The 10,387-nt window shown below is 76.3% G+C and carries 9 protein-coding genes; 4 read left to right on the top strand and 5 right to left on the bottom strand.

What is annotated here, in order from left to right; translation table 11 throughout:
* Positions 1–932, top strand: a 932-nt coding sequence (locus tag FHL80_RS24085; RefSeq protein WP_138735861.1) for a sucrase ferredoxin, incomplete at its 5' end; no start/stop codon positions are given.
* A 3-nt stretch (positions 933–935) separates the two neighbouring features.
* On the opposite strand, the gene FHL80_RS24080 is transcribed toward FHL80_RS24085, so the two are convergent.
* Both FHL80_RS24080 and FHL80_RS24075 read right to left on the bottom strand, forming a co-directional pair.
* Positions 936–2,108: an alkaline phosphatase family protein gene (locus FHL80_RS24080; RefSeq protein ID WP_138735860.1), complete on the bottom strand. Its 1,173-nt coding sequence runs from the start codon at positions 2,106–2,108 to the stop codon at positions 936–938.
* On the bottom strand, positions 2,105–2,836 hold the full coding sequence (locus tag FHL80_RS24075) for a methyltransferase domain-containing protein (RefSeq protein ID WP_138735859.1): 732 nt from the start codon (positions 2,834–2,836) through the stop codon (positions 2,105–2,107). The genes FHL80_RS24080 and FHL80_RS24075 overlap by 4 nt, the downstream gene beginning before the upstream one ends.
* A gap of 215 nt (positions 2,837–3,051) precedes the next feature.
* Here FHL80_RS24075 and FHL80_RS24070 point away from each other — a divergent pair, with 215 nt between their 5' ends.
* On the top strand, positions 3,052–3,378 hold the full coding sequence (locus FHL80_RS24070; RefSeq protein ID WP_138735858.1) for a GYD domain-containing protein: 327 nt from the start codon (positions 3,052–3,054) through the stop codon (positions 3,376–3,378).
* A 109-nt stretch (positions 3,379–3,487) separates the two neighbouring features.
* Here the strand turns inward: FHL80_RS24070 and FHL80_RS24065 are convergent, their stop codons facing one another.
* From FHL80_RS24065 to FHL80_RS24055, 3 genes are all read right to left on the bottom strand, one after another.
* On the bottom strand, positions 3,488–7,225 hold the full coding sequence (locus FHL80_RS24065; protein ID WP_138735857.1) for a DNA polymerase III subunit alpha: 3,738 nt from the start codon (positions 7,223–7,225) through the stop codon (positions 3,488–3,490).
* 73 nt (positions 7,226–7,298) lie between these two features.
* Positions 7,299–7,811, bottom strand: coding sequence for an SAV_6107 family HEPN domain-containing protein (locus FHL80_RS24060; protein ID WP_216871014.1), 513 nt, complete (start codon positions 7,809–7,811; stop codon positions 7,299–7,301).
* Positions 7,811–8,131 (bottom strand): DUF6504 family protein, encoded by a 321-nt coding sequence (locus tag FHL80_RS24055; protein WP_138735856.1) that lies wholly within the window; start codon positions 8,129–8,131, stop codon positions 7,811–7,813. Before FHL80_RS24055 ends, FHL80_RS24060 begins: the two co-directional genes overlap by 1 nt.
* 306 nt (positions 8,132–8,437) lie before the next feature.
* Here FHL80_RS24055 and FHL80_RS24050 point away from each other — a divergent pair, with 306 nt between their 5' ends.
* Both FHL80_RS24050 and FHL80_RS24045 read left to right on the top strand, forming a co-directional pair.
* Positions 8,438–9,802, top strand: a complete 1,365-nt coding sequence (locus FHL80_RS24050; RefSeq protein ID WP_138735855.1) for an MFS transporter — start codon at positions 8,438–8,440, stop codon at positions 9,800–9,802.
* A gap of 63 nt (positions 9,803–9,865) precedes the next feature.
* The coding region (locus FHL80_RS24045; RefSeq protein WP_138735854.1) for a YbaK/EbsC family protein at positions 9,866–10,387 on the top strand (522 nt) is incomplete at its 3' end.

Raw genomic sequence — 10,387 nt, 5'->3', positions numbered from 1 at the left:
CCCCCGCCCCCCGCTCGACCCCCGTCGGCCGGCTGGACGCGGCGCGCTGCTCGGTCCAGGCGCTGCTGCGCGGCGACTCCTCGGTGGCGACCGCGCCACCGGCCCGGCGCTGGCTGCTGGTCGAGCAGCCGGGGCCGTGGGGCCGGGACGCGCTGCTGGAGTCCCGGTTCGACCGGCGGGTGGCGTCCCGGCTGGCTGCCCGCGCCCGCGAGCTGGGCATGCGCATCCAGCTGGTGCGCCGCGCCGGGGGCCGGCTGTCGGACTCCGGCCGGCGCTGGGCGGTCGCGGACACCACGCCCGGGGTGGAGACGGTCTGGTGGTCCACCCGCGAGTCCGACGCCGACCTGCTGCAGCTGCCGTGGGACGGGTCGGTCGGCACGCCGACCCGGGCGCCGACCTACCTGGTGTGCACGCACGGCGCGCACGACGTCTGCTGCGCCGTCCGCGGCCGCCCGCTGGCCCGCGCCCTCCCGGCCGGCGGCCCGGCCGACGTCTGGGAGACCAGCCACCTGGGCGGTGACCGGTTCGCCGCGAACGTCGTCGTCCTGCCGTGGGGGCTGGTCTACGGGCAGGTGCCCGAGGACGGCGGCGGGCTGGTCGCCGCCTCCGCCGCCGGCCAGGTGGTGCTGCCGTTGCTGCGCGGCCGGTCCGGCCTGACACCGGCGGCCCAGGCGGCGCAGCACGCCGCCCGCCAGGAGCTCGGGCTGCTCGGCGTGGCCGACCTCCCGGTGCGGCGGGTCCGGGCCCTGCCGGCGCCGGCGCCGGGCGTCGAGCGCTTCGACGTCGTCCTCACCGGCCCGGAGGGGGACGTGGTCGTCACCGTGGAGAGCCGGCTGTCCGACACCGCGGAGCGGCTGACCTGCTCGGCCGCGCTGCCGGGCCACTGGCGCAGCTGGCACCCGCTGGCGCTGCGGGTCATCGCCCCGGTCTGAGCCTCAGTCCAGCGCACGACCGCGGGCGGCGAGCAGCGGGACGGCCAGCTCGGCCGAGGTGAGCGAGCCGTGGAAGGCCGCCAGCAGCGAGGTGTGCGGCTCGGTCGCCATGTCGGTGAACGCCCAGCTGCTGCGGGCCAGCGCGACCACGTCACCGATCCGGTCGGCCAGCTGCTCCTGGACGTCCCCGAAGACCCCGCTGGCGATCGCCTCCGCCCGGCTGACCACCCAGGCGCGGTGGCCGAGCACCGACCGCCAGGTGGCGAGGACGTCGTCGGCGGCACCGGGCTCGGTGTGCACGTACCGGGCGCGGGGCTCGCCGGTGACCAGCCGCACGCCGTCGGTCAGGCCGGGCTCCTCCCCCACGTCCAGCCGGGTGCCGGCCGGCACGTCGACCATGCCGTGGTCGGCGGTGACCAGCAGGACGGCGTCGTCGGGCAGTCCAGCGGCGAGCTGCTCGACCATCCGGTCGACGACGCCGAGCTGGTGCCGCCAGCTCGCGGAGTCGACCCCGCGGACGTGACCGGTGAGGTCGAGCTCGGGGGTGTAGCCGTAGACCAGGCTGCGGTCGCCGGCGGCCAGGGCGGCGTGCACGACCCCGACCAGGTCGCCGGGGCTGTAGGCGTTGGCGTAGTCGGCGCCGCGGTAGGCCGCCCGGGTCAGCCCGGAGCGGGCGAAGGCGTGCGGGCCGACCGCGGTGCACGTGACGCCGTGCGCGGTGGCCTGCTCGAAGACCGTCGGCTGGGCCTGCCACTGCAGCGGGTCGGGGTCGTCGCCCCAGTGGACGTGGTTGAGGGTGCGGCCCTCGCCGGGCACCTCGGTCACGAAGCCGAGCACGCCGTGGCCGCCCGGCGGCAGCCCGGTGCCCAGCGTGGCGAGGCTGACCGGGGTGGTGCTCGGGCAGGGAGCCGACAGCACCCCCGCCGGGGTGCCGAGCGCGTTGAGCACCGGCGCCTCGTCGCGGTGCTCGGCCAGCAGCTCGGCGCCCAGACCGTCGACCAGCAGGACGGCGACCCGGCGCGCGCCGCCGAGGGCGGGCGTCAGGTCCAGCGGGTCGGCCGGCAGGTCGCCGCGGCGGACCGGCACACCGAGCGCGGTCGCGACGCTGGGCAGCACGTCGGCGAGGGTGTTCGCGCCGTAGGCGGGGACCGCGAAGTCGTCGGGCGGGACCGTCACGGGCGGACGGCCAGCACGTGCAGCCCGGTCGCGACGTCCCGGTAGGGCGACGTGGTCGCCAGCGTGAGCTCCAGGGCACGCAGCGCGTCGGCGTCGGCACCGGTGGAGGCGCCGAGCAGGTCGGTGACGACGGAGACGCCGCGCCACTCCCCCGGCTCCAGGCCGGCGCCGGCGAGCAGGGTGAGCAGCTCCTCGGGGCTGAACCGGCGGCGGGCCGGTCCGCCGCGGGCCGGAGCCGGGTCCTGCCCGGTGAGCAGGGCGCGCGCCTCGACCGGGTGGCCGCCGACAGCACGGCCGAGCACGGCGCCGGCCCGGTTCGCCGAGGCGGTGGAGAGCCGGCCACCGGGGCGGAGGACACCGGCGATCTGCTGCAGCGTGCTGGCCGGGTCGTCGACGACCTCGAGGACGAAGTGGCAGAGCACCAGGTCGAACAGGTCCGCCGAGGGCAGCGCGGTGGGCATCCGGTCGCCGTCGCCCTGGACGCCGCGGACCCGCTCGCCGACACCCGCGGTCGCGGCCCGGCGGTGCAGGGTGGCCAGCGCGTCGGCGCTGGGGTCGACCACGGTGACCTGGTGGCCCAGCTCGGCCAGCGGGACGGCGAACATCCCGCTGCCGCCACCGACGTCGAGCACCTGCAGCGGGGAGCCGGTGACGACGGGGTCGAGCGCGGCCCAGATCGCGGCCGTCCGGGCAGGGGGCTGCGCGAGGGCGGAGTCGGGCGCGGGCACCTGCCGGAGCCTAGTGGCGACCTCCCCGGGTCGCCGTCCACCGGGTGGGACCGGGGACCGGGGACCGCTCGGATCGTCGTCACCCTCGACCGCGCGCGGTTGCCGGTGGGTAGCGGCCGCGCCGCCGCCGCGTGAGGCGTGCGGACCACCGTTGTGCGTGCCCGGACGGGTGAGGAGCATCGCCGGCGAGCGGGGGTCGTCCGAAAGGAGCACCCATGCCCAGGTTCATGGTCATCGGGAACTACTCGGCGGAGGGAGCCCGGGGCCTCATGGCCGCGGGTGGATCGGCCCGCAGGACAGCGGTGGAGAAGATGGTCTCCGCCCTCGGTGGTCGGATCGAGACGTTCGACTTCGGCTTCGGCGGCGACGACGTCTACGTGATCGTCGACATGCCGGACAGCGAGTCCGCCGCAGCTGTGGCGCTCACCGTGAGCGGCTCGGGCGCGGTGCGCGCGCGCACGATCGTCCTGCTCTCGCCCGAGCAGCTCGACCGCGCTGCCCAGCTGCGGCCGGACTACGCACCGCCCGGCCAGACCGGCTGAGCCGCGACCCTCGAGGAGGGCGGCCACCGACGTCGGCTGGGCGCCCTCCCGGTCCCGCGGCCGCGCTGGTGGTGCTCGACGGCGCTGTCCCTCCGGCAGTGGTCCGCCATCAGTGGCCGGAGCTGCCGGGGCTGGAGTGCCACAGCTTCCGCGGCGGTCCGGACGCCGCGCGGCGGGCGGCCGTCGCGGCGTCCTCCCCGGCCGGCTTGATGTCGGCGTAGGGCGACATCCGGAACCCGGTCGGATGCACCAGCACCGGCCGCACCACCACCGGTCGCGGCCCGTGCGACGCCGCCGCCCCGGCGATCGCCTGCTCGGTGTAGCTGCCCGGGGCCGCCATCAGCTCGGCGACCGCGTCCAGCCCGCCGGTCTCCCACGCCTCGTGCAGCGCCGGCAGCTCCCACGCCCCGGTGGCCCGCATCGACACCCCGCGCGGCCCCGTCCGGCGCATCACCCCGCGGACGACCAGCAGCCAGGAGTGGAAGACCGTTGCTGCGTACGGTCCCTGCACGTCCTCGAAGAAGGTCGAGTCCGCGCACCCGGTGCCGTCGTCCAGGGTCACGAACACCACCCGCCGGCCGGACCGGATCGGCGGGGTCTGGGTGGCCACCTTCACCCCGCCGACCAGCACCTCGGCCCCGCTGCGGCAGCCCAGCAGCTCACCCGCCGGCACCGCGCCCAGCGCGGCCAGGAACGGCCGGTAGAACTCCACGACGTGCCGGCTGGCGTCCAGCCCGAGCACCTCCAGCTCGGCCCGCACCCGCTCGGCGTCGGTGAACTCCGGCAGCCCGGAGCTGACGAACTCCGGCATCCTGCCGTCGGCACCGGGGGCGTCGAACAGCCCCGGTTCCTCGTCGGGACCCGTGCCGGCGCCGAACAGCTCCAGCCCGAGCTGCCCGGTGCTGCTCGCCCGGGCGCCGCTGCGGCTCCAGCGGTCCAGCTCGCCGATCTGCAGCAGCAGGTCGCGGCGGGTCAGCTGCTCCCGCCGGCGGGTCGGCCGGCCGGCCTCGCTGTCCCGCACCCCGAAGCCGTAGACGGAGTCGAAGCCGCCGGCGAGCACCAGCCGCTCCACCACCGGCCGGGACACCCCCGCCCGGCTCCAGAAGTCCGCGAGCGAGCGGTAGGGCTGACCGGCGACGATCCGGGCGACCTCGTCGTCGGTGATGCCCTTGACGTCGGCCAGCGACAGCCGGATGCCGTACCGGGCCGGATCGGGCATCGACGCCGGCATCCAGGCCGGCCGCGACCACCCGCTGCCGCCGTCATCGTCCGGCTCGTCGGCCACCCGTTCCACCCGGAACGTGCCGGTCGAGGCGTTGACGTCCAGGCCCAGCACCCGCACGCCGAAGTTGCGGGCGTCGTCGAGGATCAGCCGCTTGGGGTACATGCCCGGGTCGTGGGTGAGCACCCCGGCCAGGAAGGCCGCGGTGTGGTGCGTCTTCAGCCAGGCCGACTGGTAGGTGGGCAGCGCGAACGCCGCAGCGTGGGCCTTGCAGAACCCGAAGGAGCCGAAGGCGACCAGCACCTCCCACACCTTCTCCACCACCTCGGCGGCGAAGCCCTCCTCCAACGCCCGGGGGGCGAACCAGGCCCTCACCTCGGGGTGCGCGTCCCTCTCCCCCAGCGCCCGGCGCACCTCGTCGGCCTCGGCCAGCGAGCAGCCGGTCATCGCGGACACGATCATCAGCACCTGCTCGTGGAAGACCACCACCCCGGCGGTCTGCTCCAGCGCCGGCTCGAGCGCCGGGTGCAGGTACACCGGGTCACGCCAGCCGTTCCGGGCCATCAGGAACGGGGTGACCATGTCGCTCTTGACCGGGCCGGGCCGGAACAGCGAGATGTCGACGATGAGGTCCTCGAAGGTCTGCGGGCCGAACTTGCCGACCAGCTCGCGCTGCCCCGGGGACTCGATCTGGAACATGCCCAGCGTCCGGGTGCTGCGGATCAGCTCGAAGGTGGCTGGGTCGTCCCGGGGCACGGCGTCGATGTCCACCTGCTCCCCGTCGACCCGGGCCACCTCGTCCATTGCGTGCGCGATCGCCGACTGCATGCGGATGCCCAGCAGGTCCAGCTTGAGCAGCCCGAGCTCCTCGACGTCGTCCTTGTCGAACTGGCTCATCGGGTAGCCCAGGTAGCTGTTCTCCACCGGGGTGCGGTCCAGCAGCGTCGCGTCGGACAGCAGCACCCCGCACGGGTGCAGGGCGATGTGCCGGGGCAGCCCGTCGAGCCTGGCCACCAGGTCGAACACCAGGTCCAGGTCACCGCTGCCGCCGCCCCGCCGCGAGCCCATCCGGCTGGCCCGCAGCTCCGGCAGGTCACGCAGCGCGGCGTGCACCTGGTTGGCCCGGACGTGCGGGAACGCCTTGGCCACCGCGTCGACCTCCGCCGGCGGGAGCCCCAGCGCCGCCCCCACGTCGCGGATCGCGTGCCGCACCCGGTAGGTGTCCATCATCGAGATGCAGCTGACCCGGTGTGCACCGAAGCGCGCGATCACCGCGTCGTAGACCTCCATCCGCCGGGCGGACTCGACGTCGATGTCGATGTCGGGCAGCTGGTGGCGCAGCGGGGAGAGGAAGCGCTCCATCAGCAGGCCGTAGCGGATCGGGTCGACGTCGGAGATGCCCAGCAGGTAGGTGACCAGGCTGCCGGCACCCGACCCGCGGGCCGCCGCCCGCACCCGCAGCTCCTTTATCAGCGTGACCACGTCGGCGACGGTGAGGAAGTAGGAGGGGTAGCCGAGCTCGTCGATGACCGCCAGCTCGTCCTCCAGCCGCTCGCGCACCGCGGCCGACGGCGTCATCGCCCGCCGGCCGAAGCCCGCCTCGCAGCGCGCCCGCAGCACCCCCGAGGGACTCATCCCGCGCTCGGCCGGCGTGGTGACCACGTCCAGCTCGGGGTAGCGCACGGTGCCGATGCCCAGGTCCGCGCGCACGTCGACCGCGCACTGCTCGGCGATGCCGGCGGTGGTGGCCAGCAGCCGCCGGGCGGCGTCCCGGTCAGGGCCGGCCAGCTCCTCGGCGAGGTCGGCCATCTCCTTGCCCGACTTCAGGTACCCCTCGGCCGTGCGCCGGTCGACGTGCCGCTGGCCCAGCGGCACCAGCCGGCGGCTGGCGTCCAGCACGTCGGCGGTGGGCGCGTCGAGGGCGTCGACGTAGCGGACCGCGTTGGTGAGCACCGCCGGCACCCCGGTCTCGGCGGCGAACCGCAGCAGCGCCTGGGCCCGGGACCGGTCGCCCTGGCCGCGGTGGTGCACCACCTCGAGGGCGAGCTGACCACGACCGAACACCGCCTGCCAGGCCGCCAGCCGGGCGCGCGCCAGGTCGGCGTTGCCCTCCGCCAGCGCCCGGCCCACCGAGGACCCCGGCCCCAGCAGGGCCAGCAGCCCGGTGGCGTGCGCGGCGGCCAGCGGCAGCGAGCTGACCGGCTCCCCGCGGGTGCCGCCCAGGTGGGTGGCGCTGGTCAGCCGGCACAGCGACGCCCAGCCGGCGCCGTCCTTGGCGAGGAAGGTGACCCGCGGCAGCCGTGGGTCGACGCTGGCGCCACCGCGGGCCGGTGCCCGGCGCCCGACCGGGTGCCGCGCCCGGTGCAGGTCGGCGGCCCGGACCCGGCCCGGCTCCCCGCCGGCTCCGGGGTCGACGGCGAGGTCGACCCCGAACAGCGGCCGGATCCCCGCCGTCCGGCAGGCGACGGCGAACTTCACCGCCCCGTACAGGCCGTCCCGGTCGGTCAGCGCCAGGGCGCCCATGCCGTGCTCGGCCGCCCGGGCGACGAGGTCGGCCGGGTGGTTGGCGCCGTGCCGCATCGAGTACCCGGACGCGACGTGCAGGTGGACGAAGGGGTCGCTCACGAGCCCGGCTCGCTGGCGCTCACCGGACGCGCTCGCACTGCTCCTGTGCCTGTGCGTGAGCTCGTGAGCTCGCTCACGAGCCCGAGCGCCCGGCCGGACGGCGGGGACGTGAGTCCATCGACCGGAGGCGGGCCGGGGACTGCGGTGGCACCGCCCTGCTGATCGACGTCTCGACGACGCCGAGGAACGTGGTGACGTCGCGGACCAGGTCGTCGGCCTCCCGCTCGGTGACCGCGGAGGAGAGCCCGGCCTCGGCCGCAGCCCGCTTGGCCGCACCGGCGGCGAAGAACGCCGCCCACTCGCCCAGCTCCGGCGCGACCTGGCCGATGAGCACCCAGGCGCTGCGCGGTCGGCGGCGCCCCGGCTCGGGCTGGGTGCGGGCAGCGAGCACCGCGGCCGCACCGCGGAGCGCGGCCAGGTGGGCGGTGGCGTAGCGCCAGCCGGCGTCGGGGCAGGTCGCGGCCTCGGCCAGCCCGCGGTGGGCCTGCCCGAGCAGCTGGGCGGCGACGGCCGGGAGCGGCGGGGGCAACGGGAGCTGGCCCTCGGCGGGCCGGTCGTCGTAGGACATGACGCGCGCGGCGCCCATCAGTCGTGCGCCCGGACGAGCAGCCACTGGTTGACCGTCGGCTCCCAGGACAGGTCGAACACCCCGGCGAAGCTCATCCGGGACCGCCCGGCGCGGACCGCCTCCACCCGCCAGACCTGCCGGGTGGCGACCAGCTCCGCCGACGCCCCACCGGCGGGGTCGGCCTGCCACCACGGTGCGGTCTCCACCCAGGAGTCGAGCAGCTCACCCACGACGTAGCGCGTCTGGCCGCGCCAGAACTGGGCCGGCCCCGACGGCCCCTGCTCGACCTGCACCTCTTCACCGACGCGGCCTCCGGCCCCGACGAGCACCCGGCTCATGACAGACTCCCGCACTCTCAGCCCCCACCCGTGGCACCGTCGCCCGACCCGGCGGGGAAGCACCCGCACACCGAGGTGCACGGGTGGCCCGGGTCGGTGGACGGCTCCACGGTGTTCGAACAGGTGTTCGAACACCGTGAAGTAGACCGGACCACGCCAGGGGCGTCAAGCCGACCCGAGCCCGTCCGGGCACGTGTCGTTGCAGCCACTGCACCGACCGGTAACTCCGTTGCACCCCGGCCCCGGAGCGCGGTCGACTGGTACGGCCTGCCGACCGTCGGGCACGTCCACCAGCAGGAGGAACCCGTGCCGGCCCTGCCGCGGGCGCTGAGCCCACTCCGGCACCCCGGGTACCGGTGGCTGGCCACCGCACTCGTCCTGTCCCTCACCTCGACCGGGCTCTACCTGCTGGCCGTGGTCTGGCAGGTGATCGAGCTCGGCGGCGGACCGGCCGCGCTGTCCCTGGTCAACACCGGCATGGCCGTCGGCATGCTGCTCACCACGCTGCTCGGTGGCGCCCTGGCCGACCGCGTGCCCCAGCGGCCGATCCTCATCGCCGTCGCCCTGATCGAGCTGACCGCGACCTCGTCGGTCGCCGCGCTCTCGCTGTCCGGGCTGCTGCAGGTGTGGCACCTGGCGGTCGCCTCGCTGCTCGTCGGGCTGGCCCAGGGGCTCTACTACCCGGCGTACTCGGCGCTGGTCCCGGCGTTGCTGCCGGCCGACGACCTGCTCCCGGCCAACGGCCTGGAGGGCTTCCTGCGGCCCCTGCTGACGCAGGCGGCAGGCCCTGCCGTGGCCGGCGGGATCGTGGCGGCCACCTCCCCCGGGGTGGCGCTGCTCGCCACCGCGGTGGCCGCGCTCGGCGCCGTCCTGGCGCTGCTCGGGCTGCCGGCGACCCCGCTGCGCCGCGACCTCGCCGCCGAGGCCGCGCAGGACGCGGCGGCCGGCGGGCGGGCGCGGCACCCGGTCGTCGCGCTGCTGGTCGACATCCGCGCCGGTTTCGCGTACATGGCCGCGACGCCCTGGCTGCTCGCGACGCTGCTGTTCGCCTCGGTGCTCGTGCTGGTGGTGATCGGCCCGCTGGAGGTGCTCACCCCCTTCGCCGTCCGCGAGCAGGTCGGCGGCGGCCCGACCGAGCACTCGCTGGTGCTGGCCGCCTTCGGCATCGCCGGCGCGGCGGGCTCCCTCGTCGTCGCCTCGCGCCGGCTGCCGCGTCGCTACCTGACGGTGATGATCATGTGCTGGGGCGCGGGCTGCCTGCCGCTGGCGCTCTTCGGGGTGGCGACCCACCTGTGGGTCATGGTGGTCGCCGCGGCCGTGGTCGGTGCCACCTTCGAGGGCGCCACCGTCATCTGGGGCACGCTGCTGCAGCGCCGGGTCCCGCCGGCGATGCTGGGCCGCGTCTCGAGCCTGGACTTCTTCGTCTCGCTGGCCTTCATGCCGCTGTCCATGGCGCTGACGGGCCCGGTGAGCGAGCAGATCGGCGTCGCCGCGACCTTCGCCCTCGCCGGTGGCGTGCCGCCCCTGCTGGCCGTGCTCGCCATCGCCGCCGCCCGGCTGGGCACCGACGAGATCGCCCACCCGCTCGACACCCCCGACGGCGACCGGTCCCCCGGCGCACGTGACACGGCGGCGGACGCCGCCCGGCCGCTGGACGCCGACCTGCGGTGAGCCCGCACACCGGCCGCCGTCCCGGGTGGCACGACAGGCGGGGGACGGTGGGAGGATCGCCGCATGACCGCAGCGGAGACCCCGCAGCACCCCCGGGTCGCCGAGGTCGCGCAGCTGCTGCGCGCGGCCGGCGCCGCAGGCGAGGTGCGCGTGCTGCCCGACAGCGCCCGGACCGCCGCGGCCGCCGCCGCCGGGCTGGGGGTGGAGGTCGGCGCGATCGCCAACAGCCTGGTGTTCGACGTCGGCGGTGAGCCGCTGCTGGTCCTCACCAGCGGCGCGCACCGGGTCGACGAGGCCCGGGTGGCCGACCTGCTCGGCGTCCCGGCGGTCACCCGGGCGACGCCGGAGTTCGTCCGCCGGCACACCGGGCAGGCGATCGGCGGGGTCGCCCCGATCGGCCACCCCGAGCCGATCGGCACGCTCGTCGACGTCGAGCTCGCCCGCCACCGGCAGGTGTGGGCCGCCGCCGGGCACCCGCACACCGTCTTCCCGACCAGCTACGACGAGCTGCTGCGGCTGACCGAGGGCACGCCCGCCGAGGTGGGCCCCGGCCCGGTCGAGCCCGCCCAGCCCACCGCCGAGGCG

This window comes from Modestobacter excelsi (assembly GCF_005930495.1).
Classification (GTDB): Bacteria; Actinomycetota; Actinomycetes; order Mycobacteriales; family Geodermatophilaceae; genus Modestobacter; species Modestobacter excelsi.
Note: the sequence above shows the minus strand (reverse complement) of the source record. Positions and strands in the feature narration are given on the sequence as shown.

Bases quoted from the DNA above. Each gene is read 5' to 3' on its own strand.
- FHL80_RS24070 (WP_138735858.1), top strand. From the start codon at position 3,052: ATGCCCAGGTTCATGGTCATCGGGAACTACTCGGCGGAGGGAGCCCGG.
- FHL80_RS24060 (WP_216871014.1), bottom strand. From the start codon at position 7,811: ATGGGCGCCGCGCGCGTCATGTCCTACGACGACCGGCCCGCCGAGGGC.
- FHL80_RS24055 (WP_138735856.1), bottom strand. From the start codon at position 8,131: ATGAGCCGGGTGCTCGTCGGGGCCGGAGGCCGCGTCGGTGAAGAGGTG.